The 18,478-nt window shown below is 37.2% G+C and carries 19 protein-coding genes; 4 read left to right on the forward strand and 15 right to left on the reverse strand.

Going from position 1 to position 18,478, the window contains the following annotated elements:
• Nucleotides 1–294: 294 nt before the first annotated feature.
• The gene (locus K6V43_RS11720; RefSeq protein WP_221622108.1) at nucleotides 295–387 is read right to left on the reverse strand and encodes a putative holin-like toxin; all 93 of its coding nucleotides are present in this window, start codon (nucleotides 385–387) and stop codon (nucleotides 295–297) included.
• Between the two features lie 256 nt (nucleotides 388–643).
• Between K6V43_RS11720 and K6V43_RS09765 the strand changes: the two genes are divergently transcribed.
• Nucleotides 644–1,522, forward strand: coding sequence for a type II CAAX endopeptidase family protein (locus K6V43_RS09765; protein ID WP_222382892.1), 879 nt, complete (start codon nucleotides 644–646; stop codon nucleotides 1,520–1,522).
• Nucleotides 1,523–1,547: 25 nt separating this feature from the next.
• Here the strand turns inward: K6V43_RS09765 and K6V43_RS09770 are convergent, their stop codons facing one another.
• The 4 genes from K6V43_RS09770 to K6V43_RS09785 all read right to left on the reverse strand — a co-directional run bounded on the left by K6V43_RS09770 (nucleotide 1,548) and on the right by K6V43_RS09785 (nucleotide 6,829).
• Nucleotides 1,548–2,384 carry a DUF975 family protein gene (locus tag K6V43_RS09770; RefSeq protein WP_172103640.1) on the reverse strand — a complete coding sequence of 279 codons (837 nt, stop codon included), beginning with the start codon at nucleotides 2,382–2,384 and terminating at the stop codon, nucleotides 1,548–1,550.
• A 221-nt stretch (nucleotides 2,385–2,605) separates the two neighbouring features.
• Nucleotides 2,606–3,475 carry a DUF975 family protein gene (locus K6V43_RS09775; RefSeq protein ID WP_222382894.1) on the reverse strand — a complete coding sequence of 290 codons (870 nt, stop codon included), beginning with the start codon at nucleotides 3,473–3,475 and terminating at the stop codon, nucleotides 2,606–2,608.
• 123 nt (nucleotides 3,476–3,598) lie between these two features.
• Nucleotides 3,599–4,987 carry an amino acid permease gene (locus K6V43_RS09780; RefSeq protein WP_160864630.1) on the reverse strand — a complete coding sequence of 463 codons (1,389 nt, stop codon included), beginning with the start codon at nucleotides 4,985–4,987 and terminating at the stop codon, nucleotides 3,599–3,601.
• A gap of 180 nt (nucleotides 4,988–5,167) precedes the next feature.
• Nucleotides 5,168–6,829 carry a hypothetical protein gene (locus tag K6V43_RS09785; protein WP_222382895.1) on the reverse strand — a complete coding sequence of 554 codons (1,662 nt, stop codon included), beginning with the start codon at nucleotides 6,827–6,829 and terminating at the stop codon, nucleotides 5,168–5,170.
• Between the two features lie 154 nt (nucleotides 6,830–6,983).
• Here K6V43_RS09785 and K6V43_RS09790 point away from each other — a divergent pair, with 154 nt between their 5' ends.
• Nucleotides 6,984–7,811 (forward strand): exodeoxyribonuclease III, encoded by an 828-nt coding sequence (locus tag K6V43_RS09790; protein ID WP_172006080.1) that lies wholly within the window; start codon nucleotides 6,984–6,986, stop codon nucleotides 7,809–7,811.
• A gap of 103 nt (nucleotides 7,812–7,914) precedes the next feature.
• The gene (locus tag K6V43_RS09795; RefSeq protein ID WP_222382897.1) at nucleotides 7,915–8,814 is read left to right on the forward strand and encodes a cation transporter; all 900 of its coding nucleotides are present in this window, start codon (nucleotides 7,915–7,917) and stop codon (nucleotides 8,812–8,814) included.
• A gap of 16 nt (nucleotides 8,815–8,830) precedes the next feature.
• On the opposite strand, the gene K6V43_RS09800 is transcribed toward K6V43_RS09795, so the two are convergent.
• From K6V43_RS09800 to K6V43_RS09845, 10 genes are all read right to left on the reverse strand, one after another.
• On the reverse strand, nucleotides 8,831–9,184 hold the full coding sequence (locus tag K6V43_RS09800) for an arsenate reductase family protein (RefSeq protein WP_222382899.1): 354 nt from the start codon (nucleotides 9,182–9,184) through the stop codon (nucleotides 8,831–8,833).
• Nucleotides 9,181–9,678 carry a methylated-DNA--[protein]-cysteine S-methyltransferase gene (locus K6V43_RS09805; RefSeq protein WP_496108341.1) on the reverse strand — a complete coding sequence of 166 codons (498 nt, stop codon included), beginning with the start codon at nucleotides 9,676–9,678 and terminating at the stop codon, nucleotides 9,181–9,183. The genes K6V43_RS09800 and K6V43_RS09805 overlap by 4 nt, the downstream gene beginning before the upstream one ends.
• Complete coding sequence (locus K6V43_RS09810; protein WP_024404903.1) at nucleotides 9,675–10,853, reverse strand: 3-phosphoglycerate dehydrogenase family protein; 1,179 nt, start codon at nucleotides 10,851–10,853, stop codon at nucleotides 9,675–9,677. Before K6V43_RS09810 ends, K6V43_RS09805 begins: the two co-directional genes overlap by 4 nt.
• A 53-nt stretch (nucleotides 10,854–10,906) precedes the next feature.
• The gene (locus tag K6V43_RS09815; RefSeq protein ID WP_222382903.1) at nucleotides 10,907–11,464 is read right to left on the reverse strand and encodes a GNAT family N-acetyltransferase; all 558 of its coding nucleotides are present in this window, start codon (nucleotides 11,462–11,464) and stop codon (nucleotides 10,907–10,909) included.
• A complete protein-coding gene (serC, locus tag K6V43_RS09820; protein ID WP_222382904.1) occupies nucleotides 11,464–12,555 on the reverse strand; it encodes a 3-phosphoserine/phosphohydroxythreonine transaminase in 1,092 nt (363 codons plus the stop codon). The genes K6V43_RS09815 and serC overlap by 1 nt, the downstream gene beginning before the upstream one ends.
• A 262-nt stretch (nucleotides 12,556–12,817) precedes the next feature.
• The gene (locus K6V43_RS09825; RefSeq protein ID WP_105127299.1) at nucleotides 12,818–13,576 is read right to left on the reverse strand and encodes an amino acid ABC transporter ATP-binding protein; all 759 of its coding nucleotides are present in this window, start codon (nucleotides 13,574–13,576) and stop codon (nucleotides 12,818–12,820) included.
• A gap of 60 nt (nucleotides 13,577–13,636) precedes the next feature.
• Nucleotides 13,637–14,668 carry a uroporphyrinogen decarboxylase family protein gene (locus K6V43_RS09830; RefSeq protein ID WP_222382905.1) on the reverse strand — a complete coding sequence of 344 codons (1,032 nt, stop codon included), beginning with the start codon at nucleotides 14,666–14,668 and terminating at the stop codon, nucleotides 13,637–13,639.
• A 17-nt stretch (nucleotides 14,669–14,685) separates the two neighbouring features.
• A complete protein-coding gene (locus tag K6V43_RS09835) occupies nucleotides 14,686–15,354 on the reverse strand; it encodes an ABC transporter permease subunit (RefSeq protein ID WP_222382906.1) in 669 nt (222 codons plus the stop codon).
• A gap of 19 nt (nucleotides 15,355–15,373) precedes the next feature.
• The gene (locus tag K6V43_RS09840; RefSeq protein WP_222382907.1) at nucleotides 15,374–16,057 is read right to left on the reverse strand and encodes an amino acid ABC transporter permease; all 684 of its coding nucleotides are present in this window, start codon (nucleotides 16,055–16,057) and stop codon (nucleotides 15,374–15,376) included.
• 20 nt (nucleotides 16,058–16,077) lie between these two features.
• Complete coding sequence (locus tag K6V43_RS09845) at nucleotides 16,078–16,902, reverse strand: transporter substrate-binding domain-containing protein (protein ID WP_024397377.1); 825 nt, start codon at nucleotides 16,900–16,902, stop codon at nucleotides 16,078–16,080.
• Nucleotides 16,903–17,268: 366 nt separating this feature from the next.
• Between K6V43_RS09845 and K6V43_RS09850 the strand changes: the two genes are divergently transcribed.
• A complete protein-coding gene (locus K6V43_RS09850; protein ID WP_172129801.1) occupies nucleotides 17,269–18,171 on the forward strand; it encodes a LysR family transcriptional regulator in 903 nt (300 codons plus the stop codon).
• Nucleotides 18,172–18,478: the final 307 nt, after the last annotated feature.

Here is an 18,478-nt window from a genome sequence, read left to right on the forward strand (position 1 = left end):
ATTGTCAGTTACCAACTTGTCCCATAGTAAGTTCTACCTTATTTTTTTGTCTCAGTCTAATTTCCAGCTTTTGTGTTAGACTAGAACTTACTTTGAGAAGTTAGCTTACAAAACCAGAAACTATACTGTAACAAAAAAATTGTCAAACAATTTTAGTTTGTGATATAATAGTTTTGAAAAAGGGATTGAGCGCCAACCCAATCCCAGTAGAACCGTTTTAAAGACGGGACGAATGAAGATTACAGTCAACCTGCTAGTTCACTCTGTCAAAGTTTCATAGCGGTTGGCTGTCTTTTATTTTTTACGATTGTTAAAAATAAATGTCAGTAGCACGATTAGTAACGTGCCAAACTGAAACATTAGCCCGAGGGCCTCTGCGACAGACATTGCGGCAAACCTTTCTAGTTCGGTACTGCATAGGCACCACCTCCCAAAATAGATTTCCGCCCCGCTTTTGGAACTTTTCTACTGTACTATTATACCATATTTTTCACAGGTTTTCTGTGGAATTTTTTTGAATTTTACCTTTCTCCGTGTATTATTTTGTAAACGTTCAATCTTTTACATAAAAATAAGCCTAGAATTTTCTAAATTAATATGCTAAAATAGTAAACTAGTAAAGCATTTGCGAGGTGGACCGTATATGAAAACAGAATTTATCAAAGAAAAAGCTAAATCAGCGTTTAACCTTAATGCGCTTACTTCCCCATTAATGGGGATAGTTTTGTTAATTGTAGGGGAAATGCTAGGATTAATTGTGTATGCTCCGATAATTTCATTTATTCCGTATGAAAACAATCCATTTCTCTCACTTAGTTTGGATTTATTTGCATTTATATTTATTAGTTTGATTGTGATTCTTTGGTCTCGATGTGTTGAAAAAAGCCCGTGGTTAGGACTTGGGTTTACTAAAAAAGGGGCTGGAAAAGATTTTCTACTCGGTTGGGGAATCGGAGCTACAATGCTGACCACGTGTACCCTCATCATGTGGGGATTAGACGCGATTGAATTTACTAGCATCCAGTTCTCTATAAAATTACTCGGAGAATTCTTTGTACTAATCCTAGCTTGGTCAATCCAAGGTACAACCGAAGAGATATTATCAAGAGGATGGATGTTTTCATCACTTTCAGCCAAACACACTATTCCTGTTGGTATCCTTATTTCCTCGCTCTTTTTCACATTTCTTCATTTAGGAAATCATGCTATCTCACTCATACCACTTTTGGATCTCACATTGTTTGGTATTTTAACCTGTTTGTTGATGCTCAAAACAGGTAATATTTGGACAATTGGTGGCTTGCATGCTGCCTGGAATTGTTTCCAAGGAAATGTCTTTGCATTTCCAGTTAGCGGTACACAAGCTGGCCAGGCCTTTATACAAGTTGGTATCACAGGACCTGAATGGCTATCTGGCGGTGATTTCGGGGTCGAAGGTTCTGTAATTAGCCTGTTTGTTCAAAGTGGAGTGATCGCTTGGCTTGTCTATGACCTCTATTTTAATCATAAAAGAAAATCCTAATAAACAACAAAAGACTGTTGACGATTCACTCGCTAACAGTCTTTATTTTTGCTTTTATGGCTTCGTAAAAAATTGTCCTAGCTATATGGTAATATGGTTGAACAAAAATAGACAACAAATGTAAAGTTACCAATTCACCGACAAACCAGCCTAGAAATGATAGATCTAGACGAATTCGTTGCCAATAGTTTCCTTTCATTAAGAGGCGACTCTCTCTTAATACATTCAGCGGGTTGGTGTAACTTGCATTATCTAAATGATCAAACAGGACAAAAACAGTCTGAGAATAGGCGTAGTAAACAAGAAAATACAAGACGATGCCAACTATAAAAAGAATCACTCCTCTAGCCATCATTTGATCAGGCTGATGAGAAGCCAGCTCTGCCATTGCCCCAGGAGAAAGCACCATCAAGCTCCTCATAGTAAGACCGATAAGCAATAAGGCGGAACCTATCGTGGCGGGTAAACCTGCTACCATGAGAATCAAATACTGAAAGAGTAAGGTCACGCAAATAGGTTTTGCCCAATCCGTTTTGAGTAGTGAAAAGCAATCTTTCAGAGTGACTTCCTGTCTATCACCTCTGACTAATTCCAGCAGATGAAAACAAGCAAGCCCAATCAAAAGCTGTAATAAAAGCTGGATTCCTTCACGAGCAAAATAAGCTAATGTAACAGATGAAACTAAGCGACTCTCTACCAATGAACTATCTTGTCGTAGACTCAGAAAAGTAAATAGACGAAAAATAGTCGTTGATAAGGCATAGCAAATAGCTAGCAAAATGGATGGCAAGAACAGGATCGTTGTCCCCTTGGTTCGCTCACGAATAGCCATCGCTCTAGATACGATATTGTTCGTCGTCATTTCCATCTCCCTTCCATTTTCATTCCTTATGCATCTGTTTTCGTATTGGAAATCATCGTTCTATACACTACTACGGTATTTGATAAACACGCACTTTTAACTATAGTATAGAACTTTTTTCATCTTTTTTCCATTAATTTCTATCGAAACATGCTAAAATCCCTTCGATTTGAAGGGATTCGCTACGATTTATCGATTAATGTGCTTGTGACACTCACAACTTAAGCAGGGGTTGAAGTGACGATTGTTTTTTCATTGGAAAAAGCCAAAGGATTCTTAGCTATTAAATCTTCATAAAACAGCGCTTGACAGGTCCAATAATAAGGGAACACATAGAGTCCTAGGAGTCCCAACGTTAAGATGACGCCAATAAACCAGCCAATAAAAGAAAGATCTAACAAGAATCGACGCCATTTATTCCCACTCATCAATTGCCAACTTTGTTTAAATATCTTGAAGGGTGATGTGTACAAATCCTTGTCCAAATAGTCATATAGCAAAAAGGTGACCTGACTGAGCCCATAATTAATATATAAATTCAAAACAATCCCAACTAGCATGAGTATGAGACCTAAATATAAATTTGTCGAATTGAAAAGGCTCGAAAAATCTGGAGAATATCCCACAGGCGCTTCAACAATAAAAATTGTATTATAAAAGGAAAGTAATATCAATGCAACTCCGACTGTAGTTGGAAATGCAGCAACATAGAGAAAAATTTGTTTCAATAAAATGGTCACTACAATCGGTAAAAAATTTTTACCCTCAAGCAGAGAAAAGCACTCTTTGAACGAAACGATACTTTTCTCTTTACGGACCACCCTAATCAATTGAAAACAAGCTGTTACAAGCAAGCATTGTACTAAGAAATCAAAGAAGGATGACGGACCTAGTGAAATATAATGAATAGTGCGCGTCACACCATTTTTCACAAAAGTGTTTCCCCATAAAACAATACCTGCCTGTCCCCACATCCGATCTAAAACATCTGATAGGACCATAATGAGAACAGGGGCTAAAAATAAGGTCATCATCCCATCCGTACTTTCACGAATGGCCGTTGCTTTAGCACGAATATCTCGATTTGACATCTCACTTCTCCTTTCATATTTGTGTCTTTCATTAAATATATTATACTATCTTATTTTTTAATTTTCCAGCATTTCTATAAAAAATTGTAGAAAAAATCCCTTCAAATAAAGAAGGGATAAACATTATTTTGCTTCAGAATGACCATAGCCATAGAAGAAATAAATGAACATGCCAATTACTAAGGCAATTCCAAAAGCTAACCAAGTATCAAGACTATATTGGAACATAAAGGAAAGACAAATCAGAATTGATAAAATAGGCAATAAGGGTACCAGCGGTGTTTTAAACTGACCTTCTTTTGGCAACCCATCTATTTGTCTAAGACGAATGATACCGACTGCTAACATCATCAAATAGGCTAAGGTACAAATATTCAGAAAGGAAGCAATGGTTGCTAAGGGGAAAATACCCGCACAGATCGCCGCAAATATTCCAACCAGTATCGTCGCATTCTTTGGAACCTTACTGGTTTTGGTCAATTGACTCAAGGATTTCGGCAATAATCCATCGCGACTAATCGAATACACCATCCGTGAGAGTGCATAAGTCATCGAGATACATACTGTAATCAAGGTCAGAATGGCCACAACAGAAATATAGCTTGCTGCCCAACCTAAACCAACCTCTCGCAAAGCAAAAGCAACTGCATCTGCCACATTCAACTTAGAATAATGCACCATCCCTGTTAAGACTAATGTCACTATAATGTACAATATTGTGACAATGAAGAGGGATAAGACGATTCCCTTTGGCACATTCTTTTCAGGTGTTTTTACCTCATCTATAGCTAGCGAAATGGATTCAAAACCAAGAAAGGCAAAGAACATGAGAGAAGCTCCTGCCATTATACCTGCTTGACCACCGTAAATCGCTCCAAACCCAAAGGGCGCAAAATCAGCCCAATTGGACGGTTTGATAAAGAACATACCAGCAATTACAAACAAGGCCAAGGCAGAGAATTTTAAGATAACTAAGGCTGAATTAAAACGAAGGGCCGCCTTAGAATTTAGTAAAACAACCCCTATTACGAAAAACAAGACCAGAACTGGTAAGAGGTCTACATAAGTACCCGCAGCAGGGTTAAAGGTACCATTCAATGCAGTTGGCATTGAAATACCAAAATGAGCTAAGAGACCTTTCAAATAAGCACCCCATCCCGATGCAACACTTGAAACAGCTGTCAAGAACTCCATAATGGTCAGCCAACCAGCAATCCAAGCAGGAAATTCCCCGAAAACCGTGTAGAGATACCCATAAGCTCCACCGTTCGTAGGTATGCGTGAGGCAAATTCAGCATAGAATAATGCTGTCAAACCAACTGAAATTGCTGCTATGACGATAGAAATAACTAAGGCAGGACCAGCATATTGGGCAGCAGCCAATCCCGTCACTGTAAAAATACCTGTTCCCACCATTGAACCAATCCCTAAAAAGATCAAATCAACCAAACCCAAGTGACGCCGCATTTGACTACTACGCTCCCCTACCTGTTTTTTCCTCAACAGATTCATAAACAACTCCTAAACCATAGATTGTTGATAGATAATCATCCTAGATAAACGTTCTCATACTCTTCGAAAATCACTAGAAAAAATCACAACGCTCCATTATACAATAAAAACCAGCATTTCGCACGAAAATAAAAAAAGCGAAAGATCATCTGACATCATCAGACAATCTTCCACTTCTTCTTATTCAGGATTGATGACAACCTGTTGCAAGTAATTCTTTTTATCCAATTGACCAGTAAACTGATCGCCTACCTTGATAAATGGCAACTGGTCTGTACTGTCTTCAGTAGCCTTAACCTTATAAATCTTGCCTTCAGATTGGATATAATATACCGTTGACCCACCAATCATTTGGCTGGCAACTGCTTCCACCTTGCCCGTTACCACTTCAGTAGGTTGACTCGAATCTCCATTTGTCGTAGTCGCAAGTCCAGCTAGACTAGAAGCATCCCTACCAGTAACTTGTGAAATTAAGCTGGCCACATCATTGTTCACTGTGACTTGTTGGTAATCTTCTGCATCTACTAATGCATAAGATTTAACCAAACCTGCATCATCTTTTAGGGATACCAAATAGTAAGCTGTGTCCACTAATTTGACTAAACTTGGAGCAGTTGCTTTGTAGCCTTTCTCCTGCACTTCCCCTTCTGCTGACTCTTGAGCAGCTGACTCTGTTGCCGAAGCCAATTTGTAGTTAGTAATTTCGCGAGTACGCATATTGACTAGGATAAAACCAAGGTTTGATGAATCCGCTGTCGCTGAGGTAATACCGGTATAGAGATAAATATCTGAACCGATGGAAATATAATTATAACTATCCGTAGTATTTTTCACACCTGTTTGGCTGAAAATGGTATTCCAAAAACCATTCTGGTAAGTGTAATGATCATCAACACGACTGATGACATTTTCAGCAGAGTAAACTCGGTCCACCCACTCAGGAATCTCTTCAAGACGATACTTCTTGCTTTCTCCTGTAACCGCATCTAACACAATAGCACCAATTGGATCATGTGATGACAGTCCAAATTTTGGCTCGTATATCGTTGCAATATAATAGGGATTCCCTTTGTCATCCACTTCAAACGAAGGCTTACCAAAAATAGTTGTTGGGTACTGGAGACGAAGATGCCGCAGAGTATCATTAAGTAAAAACTCAGAATCAGAGTAATGCATGGCTTCGTTCAACTTGGCAAGTTCTGCCTTACCTGTCGTCTGATTTACTTTTACATAGTAACCAATACCATCTTGGTGATTGCTCAGCCATTTCCAAAAACTCTTATACTCCAATGGAGACACACGAAACGGTTGCTGTCCGATTGTAATTTGGCGGTAGTCGTTCGAAATACCAAACTGTGAAACCTTATCGATGGTACCCAGATAGGTATCACCAATCTTCTCCGCTGACGCACGATCTAAAAGTGCCAATTTTGAAATATCGGTCTCAGGAAAATCTGTCTTAAAATCCGCTTCTTCCACAGTCACTACTGAAGAATAATCTTTCGCACGAAAAATATGAGAATTGATGACCCCTAGAACGATAATCAGCAAAACAACTACAACCCAAACACGGCCCAACCAACTGAGATAAGTCGGTAATTTCCCCGACGAAAATTGGTAAGACTCCACTTGACGATTACGACCTGAAATCTTGGAAACTTTCCGAATCGGACTAGCTTTGCTAGTGATTGCGAGTACAATCCACAGCAAGCCAAAAGACTGAAGTATAAAAAACCAAAATTCTAGACTCAAAAAATTGAAAGCTGGTAGCTGAAACCAATAGTAAACTAGGATTTCCAAAATGAGAGCAAGCCAGAGAAAACCACTCAATATTTTTTTCATATATACCTCCACAAGCATTAATTTATTAGTTATATTATAACATAGTTTTGGTATTTTCATACAAGTAACTAAAACATATTTCCAAACTCCCTATTCGCTCGGAATCAGTATTTTTGATATAATATTAGTCAGAACAAACTAGAAAAGGAACCATATGAAACTTATTTCTTGGAACATTGATTCCCTAAATGCCGCTCTTACAGCTGAATCTCCTCGTGCGTTGCTGTCACGCGCCGTCATTGAAACTCTTGTAGCAGAGGACGCTGACATCATTGCCATTCAGGAAACCAAGCTATCTGATAAGGGACCTACTAAGAAGCATCTCGAAATATTAGAATCCTATTTTCCTGATTATTTCAATACTTGGCGCTCATCAGTGGAGCCCGCTCGCAAAGGTTATGCAGGAACACTCTTTCTCTATAAGAACCACCTCACTCCTACGATAACATTCCCTGAGATTGGGGCACCAACCACCATGGATGCCGAGGGTCGCATCATCACGCTTGAGTTTGATGACTTTTTTGTTACACAGGTCTATACACCAAATGCAGGCGATGGTTTGAAGAGATTGGCTGACCGCCAAATCTGGGACCTCCAATATGCTGCCTACCTTTCACAACTAGATCGCCAAAAACCGGTTCTCGCAACAGGCGATTACAACGTTGCGCATAAGGAAATCGACCTTGCAAATCCAGCAAGCAATCGCCAGTCGCCAGGTTTTACAGATGAAGAACGTCAGGGCTTTACAAATCTATTAGCCCATGGTTTTACAGATACCTTCCGTCATTTACATGGTGATGTTCTTAACGCCTATACTTGGTGGGCACAACGTAGCCGTACCAGTAAAATCAACAATACTGGCTGGAGAATTGACTACTGGCTAGTTAGTGACAGAGTGGCTGATAAGGTTACCAAATCGGACATGATTGATTCTGGTGCACGTCAAGACCATACACCAATTGTGATGGAAATTAACGTCTAATCCCCTTACAAACCTAGCAAAAGCTAGGTTTTTAAAATCAACAGATTTGTAAACGGTTGCAAAATATGGTATAATATATATATAAACTAGCAAAGGAGGAGTCATGAATCATAAAAAAATCGAAAGAAAATCTCTTATCGTGTCCTCAATCGTAAATGGATTGAGCGGAACAGCGGGTCTGGCTGTGTACATTATAACAGGATTAAACGCACTGCTCTTAGATGGTGTCTTTTCACTGATTGCTTTTGTTTCCTCCATGGTAGCCTTTTATATTTCAAAAAATAGCCATCGGAAAACAACCACTTTTCCACAGGGACTCTATTTTTTAGAACCTCTATATGCCATCATGAAATCACTCGCAACCCTGCTATTATTACTATTTGCAGTATTAGAAACAAGTGCTACTGCTTTTGCCTATTTCGTCAACGGGATAGGTCATACAATGACCACTGGCCCAGTTGTTCCCTACACAATAACCATGTTCCTTGTTTGTATGGGACTCTATTTCTATAATCGCCACATGAGTGCAAGATTAAACCACATGTCCATTATTATCCAAGCAGAGTCTAAGGGAAATTTAGTTGATGGACTTATTTCAGGAGCCATCGGTTTGGCTGTCATTCTCCTTCACTTCATCCCAATCAGCAGTCCACTCGGTTTTTTACATTACACAGGGGACTTTTTCCTAACTGTGGTACTGGCTCTCATTTCCTTTAAAGAACCATGGGCTGGGCTGGTTGTTTCCTTTAAAGAATTGGCAAACGGGACCATACAAGCACCCGAAATTCACGATTCCATTTATCAAATTTTAGAAACCTATTTAGATGACCATGCGGGCAATATTGAAATACATATTTTCAAGCAGGGAATGAATATACGAGTAAAGATCAACCTGCACAATGTTCAACATGAAATTGTTAGAAAACTGCTTGAAGATAAGCAGCAAATGCTCTATTTACTAAAGAAGAAACACGAATATATTTCCGTCGAATACGCATTATGAAAAAAATCTCGATCTTTCAAAGGTCGAGATTTTCATATTTGGTTCGGTAACCAATCTGTAGAATTTTACCGTCTTTGATCAACAAAGGGCGTTTGATAAGCATACCATCATTTGCGAGTAAACCAAGTGCATCTTCTAAAGTCAGAGTGCCAAATTTATCCTTCAAACCTAACTCGCGATAGCTATTTCCGGAGGTATTGAAGTATTTTTTCAATTCAAATCCTGTCGCCTCCATCCAGTCTTTTAATTGACTTGCACTTGGTGGGGTCGTTTTGATATCAATCGCTTCGAATTCCACACCTAATTTGATTAACTCAGCCTTAGCTGCACGACAAGTAGAACATTTTGGATATTCATAAAATAAAATCATTCCTTTACCTCAAATCCTGGAATTTCATGTTGCAAGAGCCAGATTTTCTTGTCTAGACCGCCAGCATAACCTGTCAATTTTCCATCCCCACTTAATACTCTATGGCATGGAATAATAATGGATAGGGGGTTACGACCTACCGCGCCACCAATAGCCTGACCTGATTGAATACCAAGTTCTTTGGCAATTTGCCCATAAGTAGTCGTTTGACCCGCAGGAATTTCTTGCAATATCTTCCAAACTTTTAACTGAAATGCTGTCCCTCTTAGATCAAGTGGCAGGGGACTAAAATCTGGATTTTCCCCAGAAAAATAGCTTGTTAACAAGTCACATGCTTGCTCTAAGACATGATGAGAAGTGACAGATACCTCTTCCGTCACTCCTTTTTCATAATACTTCTGTCCCTCAAGCCATGCGCCCATCAAGCCTTTATCACTAGCAATAAGGGAGATTGAGCCTAAGGGACTCTTATAGATTTGTTTATATAGCATTATTTATGTTTAATTACTCGCACTTTTGTAATCGCATCTGCCGCCTTGAATTTTTCGACCAAATTCGCGATTTTGGTTTCATCAGATTCATCTAAATCCAACAATGTATAGGCGTAATCACCTTTAGATCGGTTAATGATGTTATCGATGTTAATCCCTAATTCAGATACAGCCGTTGTAATACTTGCAACAATATTTGGCACATTTTTATTGATCAAGGTAATACGGTACGGTGCATCCAAGAACTGTTTCACATTCGGGAAGTTAACTGAATTAATGATTTCACCAGTTTCCATAAAACGACGAATGGTCTGACCAGCAGCAATAGCACAATTCAGTTCAGCCTCTTCTGTTGATCCACCAACGTGTGGAAAGACGATAATGTTTTCTTTGTTGAGAACTTCCTCGGTACCGAAGTCGGTAATATAGTTCTTAATCACTCCCGCTTCAATTGCCTCGAAAAGGTCTGCATTGACAACCAATTCGCCACGAGCAAAATTAATGAGGGTTGTTCCTTTTTTCATCTGTCCAAAACTATCTGAATTGAAAAGTCCGCGAGTCTTATCTGTCAATGGTACATGAACAGTAATGTAATCGGCATTGGTGAAAATTTCCTTTAAATCATCCACACGTTTGACATGGCTTGAAATCGTCCAAGCTGTTTCAACAGACACATAGGGATCATAACCAAGAACATTCATTCCCAAACGACGTGCATCATTCGCAATACGGGCACCAATTGCACCCAAGCCGATGACACCCAAGGTTTTTCCTGAAATCTCTGTTCCTGCAAATTGTTTCTTCCCTGCTTCAACTTGCTTTGGCACATCGTCTCCTGAAAGAGTGTTAGCCCATGCAGTCGCACCGATATAGTCACGAGCTGACAAGAGGATGGAAGCAATAACTGCTTCTTTTACCGCATTGGCATTGGCACCAGGAGTGTTGAAAACCACAATTCCCTTCTCAGTTGCTTCTTCGATTGGAATATTGTTGGTTCCAGCACCTGCACGAGCAATCGCTTTAAGGTTTTCAGGAAAATCAAATCCATGCAAGTTTTCAGAACGAATAATAAAGGCATCAGGATTATTTGCATGATCTCCATCAATCTGGAATTTATTGCCCAATTCTTTCAGGCCAACTTGGTTGATATTATTAAAAGTACGTACGCTAAATACCATTTATTTTTACCTAAAAAGGCGGAATAGCTACCGCCTTTTCTTTCTATATTTCATTAATTATTTCCGAGTAACCAACGGTCGTCTTCATCAATCTCTTGATAAAGACTACGTTCGTTCTTGTGTTTGATTTTTTGAAAAGCTAACCGTTCTCCATCTATTGGAACCTTTCCACAATAGACATAGCCCAGTTTTTGTAAAATATGTTGCATTGCTTTATTTTGCTCATGAGTATCACAGCGGAAATCTGGTCCTTTTTGCCCTTCAATTAAGCCTTGCAAAAAGGTTTGAATAACTCTCTGACCACGAAACTCATTCGAGGTTGCTACTCTATGGAAAGTGGTATAGACAGGATTGTTATGGTGCCATTTTCCATCATAAATTGCCTCATACTCTTCTTCCTGGCCACGGTTAACCGCTGCATAAGCAGCCACTTTTCCGTCCACTAAGCCAACATACCCACGTCCAGAAAGGATATCGTCAAAGACATTGTCTTTATTGGGATACTCTCCCTGCCATTGATGAATACCAGAAGATGCTAGAAAAGCCCTAGCTTCTTCAAGAATATTGACAATAGCCTCTATCTCGTTTGGATGCGCTAATCTAATTTCCATTAAGCATTCTCCGCAGCAAATTTCTTCATGAATTCGATCAAATCAACCACACCTTGACGTGGAAAGGCATTGTATAATGATGCCCGCATTCCACCAACTGAACGGTGACCTTTGATATTCTTAAATCCAGCTGCAGTTGCTTCTTTGACAAATTTTGCATCCAATTCTTCACTTGGTGAAACAAAAGGAATATTAGCTACTGAACGCTCCTCTTTTTTGCGAACAGGATTTGTGTAGAAATCAGACTGGTCGATATAGTCATAAAGCAAACCAGATTTTTCGCGGTTGATTTTTTCCATCTCATCAACACCACCAATTTCTTTCACCCAATCAAAGACAAGTTTAGAAATATAGATAGAGTATGCTGGCGGAGTATTATATAGAGACTCATTTTCAGCTTGAATACGGTAGTCCAACATGCTTGAAAGCATAGGTTGATCATTGAGGAAGTCCTCACGAACAATCACCACTGTCACACCAGCAGGACCAATGTTCTTCTGTGCACCAGCATAAATCATGGCAAAATCTTCAACATTATAGCGAGCTGCTAAGATGTTTGAAGACATGTCAGCAATCACTGGCACACCATTGGTGTCAGGAATATCATATACTGCTGTACCTTCAATAGTGTTATTTGTTGTCAAATGCACATAGGCTGCACTTGGATCAATATCATTTTTATCGAAAGTTGGCAATTCTGCATAGGTAATATCTTCAGTTGAACCAAGCAAAATTGGTTCGAAGGCAATCGTTTTAGACAACTTCACTGCCTCTGTATAGGCTTTTTTGCCCCATGAACCACCTACAAGATAGTAAGCTTTTTTGCCTTGAGCAAAGTTGAGCGGAATCATTGTGAATTCTAATGATGCTCCCCCTTGCAAGAAAATAACTTTATAGTTATCAGGAATCGCCATCAATTCACGAAGTGTTGCCTCAGCATTCTTTATAATATCATCAAAGTCCTTGGAGCGATGCGACATCTCCAAAACACTCATTCCCGAACCATTGTAGTCCAAGAATTCAGCTTGGGCGCGTTCAAGTACTGGTTTTGGCAATACTGCAGGACCTGCAGAAAAGTTGTAGATTGTCATAAAATCCCTCCAATATGTTAGTCTGTTCATTATATCACAAATATTCAGACAATTCCATAAAATGTTTAAATTTCGTAAAAATATTCGGTTTTAGATCTAATATTCTTACAAAACTAGACTTTTTATCCCGATTTCGATGTTTTTTCTTTTATATTCTCTCACATAGTTCATAATAATTGCAAATTTATACACCATACATTAACAAATAATGAGAAAACACCACTTTTCAGGATGAAAAAAATGACTAGCACTGCTAATCATTTTAGATGACTGGGTCAATATTTAATTCCGGTATGATCCTTGTTAAAAATTGCTTGGTTCGTTCTTCTTTCGGTCGAGCGAAAAATTGTTTGGGCTCACCCTCTTCAATAATATGGCCACCTTCCATAAAGATGACGTGATTGGCGACATCTCTAGCAAAACTCATTTCATGCGTAACCACTACCATCGTAATACCCTCCTGGGCCAATTCCTTCATGACCGACAAGACGTCACCAATTAACTCTGGGTCTAAAGCAGATGTTGGCTCATCAAACAGGATAACATCTGGTTTTACCGCAATAGCACGCGCAATACCTATCCGTTGCTGCTGCCCACCTGAAAGCTGACTCGGATAGGCATCTCGTTTGTCCGACAAACCAACTTTCGCTAGGGCTTTTTCCGCAATTTCTAAGGCTTCAGCTTTTGGAATTTTCCTTGCAATCACTAATCCTTCTAAGATATTTTCAATAGCTGTTTTATTGGCAAATAGATTATAATTTTGAAAAACAAAGGCTGTTTTTTGACGAATTTCTAATACTTCTTTTCGGCTGATTTTGGCCAAATCATAGTCTTTTCCATCCAGAGTCAATTGCCCTGCGTCAGCCTTCTCCAAATAATTAAGGGTCCTCAAGAAAGTTGTCTTTCCAGAACCAGATGGACCGAGAATGACAACGACATCTCCCTGATCAACCCTTAAACTAACACCGTCCAAAACCTTTTTATCACCAAAGGATTTCTCAATATTTTTAACTTCTAACATAAATTCTCCTATACAAGTTTTACATAATTTTCAAGTTTGTTAAAACAATTGTTAGGAAAATTAAAGAAGGCTACTCTCTAAAAAGTTTGAATTAAAGATTAACTCAGTTTCTTTTTTAACTTTAATTAAATACTGTATCGTTTCATCTTCGAAAGGTTTAGGAATTACACAAGCTGGTGCTAAGATTAAACCTTTCCCATGAGTTCTAAAAATTGTTCGATAAATCTGATGATGGAGTTCATTATAATTTGAATCACTCACATCATGGCGATTTATTCCACCCATAATAACCTTTTTAGAATAGATTTGACCTTCTCGAGGAGATGGATAACTTTCTCCTATATGCCAATTAATTGCTTGCACAGGATAATCTTTTACAATATCAAACATAATCCTATTACCATGCAAATGAACTGTATTAAACCAGCCATCCTCTGCTTTTTCTAAAACTTGTAAATCATATGGTCGACCATATTCAATATATTGTTTCTGATTTAATCTATCGAAAGTGCTTAGTTGACTTGCGAAATATATTCCATCAGCTCCAATTTTTATAGCTTCTTCTACAAACTCTCGAGTAATTTCTGTAATTTTTTCAAGTGCCTCTTTTAATAATAATCCACCAGCTTCATCTTCTTCAATCATTTCTTGAATGTGTCCATTACAAATTTTATCCGCAATTGTTAACGGGCTAAATACTGTGATGACAACAGGAACCTCACCATCAACCTTTTCAAGCAACAACTTAAGATATTTTAATTCTCGTTGCAACGCAGGTGATGATTTCAGACTTAGTTGTTTAAGAGATTTCCAATCTGAGTAACTATTTATTGGAGTGGAATGGATTTGGGCAACGCCACCAGATTCTATTTCAGAATAATCGATAATACAGCCGAAATCCTCGGTTGCATACATTCCGTTATTCATTGTCTTGATGAAATCTAAGTTATATTTTTTATAAAGTTTATAACTTTCTTCAGCAATTAATTCTGGCTCTCTATCTACCTCTGGAAAATGTGACCAAAATGAAAATGGAATATCTTCTACGAATTCACCATTAAGAACTTTTTTAATTTTATTATTTTTTGTCATTAAATACTCCTCAACTTTTATGGTGTAGTGTAATATCTATGGAATACTAAAATCAAAAATTGGAAAAATAAGCAAATAATCCAATAAATAATTCCAGCCACAAAGAAAGAAAAAATATATTCTGAAGAAAGTGCTGCCTCATATCTTGCCTCTGCCATTATATCCACAAAGCCAATTAGAAAAGCTACAGAAAGTGATCTTACAATTTTTAACAATGAATTTAGTACAATTGGAAATGCTGTTGGTAATAACTGTGGAATTACAATTCTTCGAAGTATCTGATTTGTTGTTAATCCAATTGAATAACCAGCCTCAACTTGTGCGATATCTATTGCTTGATAGATTCCTCTTAAATTTTCCGATTCTAAGACAATTTGATATGATCCATAACATATTAATACCACCAATAAAATCGGGAAATCTTGCTGCTGATATTCTTTCCCTACTAGTTTATATAATGTTTCAATTACCTTGGGCAATAAAGCTTGTCCGATTAATAATTGAACAACAATTGGCACTCCACGAGTAAATGAAACATATAAATTTAAGATACAAGATACAAATACATAATCTTTAGAACGAATAAATGCGACAATGGCACCACCTAATAGACCGATAAGTAATATTAATAATGCAATTAGTAAAGTATACGGTACAACTAAGATTATATTATTAATAATATTCATTTTATCCACCCTATTTTCCTCAATTCATTAAAAATCTATTTGTGTATCTTTCTAGTTTTATAAAGATTCTTCCAATAATCCAACAAAAGAACCAATATATTAATGCAACCGTAAAGTATATTTCAATTTGATATATACCAAATGAATTCGCTGATAATATCTTTGCTTGGCCCATTATATCGGCTACACCAATGATGAACAATAACGAAGTGTCTAAAAACAAGTCAATACAAGTGTTACAGATGCTTGGTAAAATGATTGGAAACATTTGAGGAATGATTATCCTAATTACTGTTTGTATCGAAGTCATCCCAATACTAATTCCAGCTTCAAACTGAGTATTAGGAATTGCTTCAAATGCTGGTCTTATTATTTCTGATATTATCGAACCATGGTAGATACAAAGCGCTAGAATGGAAAAATATACTTTATTCCAACTATTAATATCAATATTAAACTTGAGTAATAGGCTGGGCAATCCATAAAATACGAGAAATAAATGTACCAGGCCAGGAACGCTCCTAGAGAATGAGATAAAAAATTTAACAATTGTATTAATAATCGGAATTTCAATTTTTCTAATTAGCACAATCGCTATTGCTAATATTAGGGCTGTGATGAATGATAGAGTAAAAACTATAAACACAACCGGTATTTTGGAAACTAAACTAGGTAATATTTCAATAATATACTCGATTTTCATCTTCAGCCCATCACCTCATCCTACTGTTCAGTTATTTCATACTGAAACATATCTTCTCCAAACCATTTTTTTGAAAGTTCTGATAAAGTGCCATCATCTTTTAATTTTTTAATTGCTTTATCAAATGCATCTTTAAATTCTTTCTGATCTTTAGAAATAATAAAGTATGTACCATTAACTTGTACTGGTTCGTCGGCAGTAACAATATCCAAACCCAATTGTTCAATAATTTTATCAGCACCAAAATTTGATGGCATAACAACAGCATCATATTTTCCATCCGCTAGACCTTGATACCGTTGGGCCAACTCCCCACTTTCACCTAATGGAATCGTAATCTGATTATCTTTATGTTTATTGTTGTATGTTGTTAACAAATTGAATATTCCACCATTTGCTGTAACAGGACTAATTTTTCTTCCAACTAAATCTTCTAATGTCTGAATATCTTCATCTTCAGCTCGTTTATATATTTCAATTGTACTGACACCTGTATTCTCTGTCGGAAAAAGATATTTTTCCTCTCGAGCTTCAGTTTTAAATAGACCTCCCCCAACTAGATCATACTTTCCACTTTCAATACCGACTTCTGCTGCTTCTGCTGATACAGACTCAATCGCTATCTCATATCCTTCTATTACCTTATTTACATTTTCAATAATATCAACTTCATAGCCAACCAATTCACCTTTATCATTTGTATAACTTAACGGTTGTGTATTTTGTTCTAAAGCTACCGTAACTTTATTGGAATCTGCACTAACATCCTTTGTAGCAGCACTATTTTTAAAAATAAAAAAGAAAGCTAGAAAAACCACAACGACAATATAAAAATATTTTTTCATAAAATGTTTCCTTAAATTTTTTCTCTATCTTACCATCACAATTTATACTTGCAAAATCTATATTTTTTATTGTTAGCTATAAGAAAAATTTATTATAAAAGCTAATTATTCATTGCTATAGTTTTTAATAATAGCGTTTGGCATAATACCGTCATTTTTGATGAATTTTATCTATTTTAGAACGATTTACATGAGCATTATTCGAGAAAATGCATTTTTGGGATAAAAAATGTAATATTTCCATAGATTTTCTATTTACCCATAGATAAAGACTATCGCATCATAGTTTATTTGTATTGGAGTTTTACAGAAAATACAGGGTTGGTTTTGCTATAATAACACTAGAAATGGTAAAGGAGGCGCCACATGAATTTACAACAATGTCGGTATGTTGAAGCTGTTGCACGAGCAGGTTCTTTTAGCCAAGCAGCAAAAGAACTGTTTGTGACTCAACCAAATCTGTCAAGCTCTATCAAAGATTTGGAGAATCAACTTGGCGTTAAATTATTTTTGAGATCCAATAAAGGCGTCCGTCTCACTGAAGAGGGACACGATTTTCTTAAGTATGCCAAACGAATCCTGGGCGAGCTCAACCTACTTGAACATCGCTATAGCAGCACCTTCAAGAAAAGTTTTACAGTTGCCTCCCACCATTATGATTTTTTATCCATCCCTCTTGCCAGAATGGCAGAGCTATATAAAGAGGAATACCAAGATTTTCAATTAATAGAAACTACAACGAAACGGATTCTAGAGAGTGTCGCAAATTTTGAGTCTGATGTTGGTATTATCTATCTAAATCATGACAACAAAGACATACTTGAGCGCTCCTTACACAATCAAGATTTAGAATTTACATCATTAGGAGATTTTCCAACTCGAGTCTTTTTAGGGAAGCAGCATCCACTTGCTCATTTATCAGAAATATCCGAGGCAGACTTAGTCGGTTACCATCAAGTTCGTTTTCGACAAGATAAATCTGGTATTATTTTTGATGAAGACCTACTTGAAATCCAACAAAGTCAAAATATTATCTATAGCAATGATAGAGGTACTGTGATGAATCTGCTGTGTGCAAGTAATGCTTATGCTTCAGGACTTGGTATCGTGAATAGTTTTATCAAGGAACAAATTGTCCTCATTCCTTTAAAGGATAGTCCAACACATACATTGGGATACGTGACAAATAAAAAAAAGAATATCACAGATATTACTTCCTCTTTTATCAATGAAATTAAGCTGAGTTTGACACCACATACAACTGCATAAACAGCCTAGAATTCATTTTAAAAATGGTCTCTAGGCTGTTTTTTATGCTTAAAAAACAAATTGTTGAATAAAGAGCTTTCAGACAAGGAAATGAGATACGGATCGCTATAATGTTATAGGTCGGAAATATAAAAAGCTGAAAGTGACGATGTATCAAAGCGAATTCAAATGTCTATACAATATAAAAAAAACTAGGCATCAGCCCAATGTCATTAAGTTAACTAATCTATCACATTTTGTGGTAGGTTAGTTTTTTATGTTACACTAGAAATAAAAGGGGAAAAATCATGCTAGACCAGATTAAAGC

This window comes from Streptococcus suis (assembly GCF_019794615.1).
GTDB classification, from domain to species: domain Bacteria; phylum Bacillota; class Bacilli; order Lactobacillales; family Streptococcaceae; genus Streptococcus; species Streptococcus suis_AI.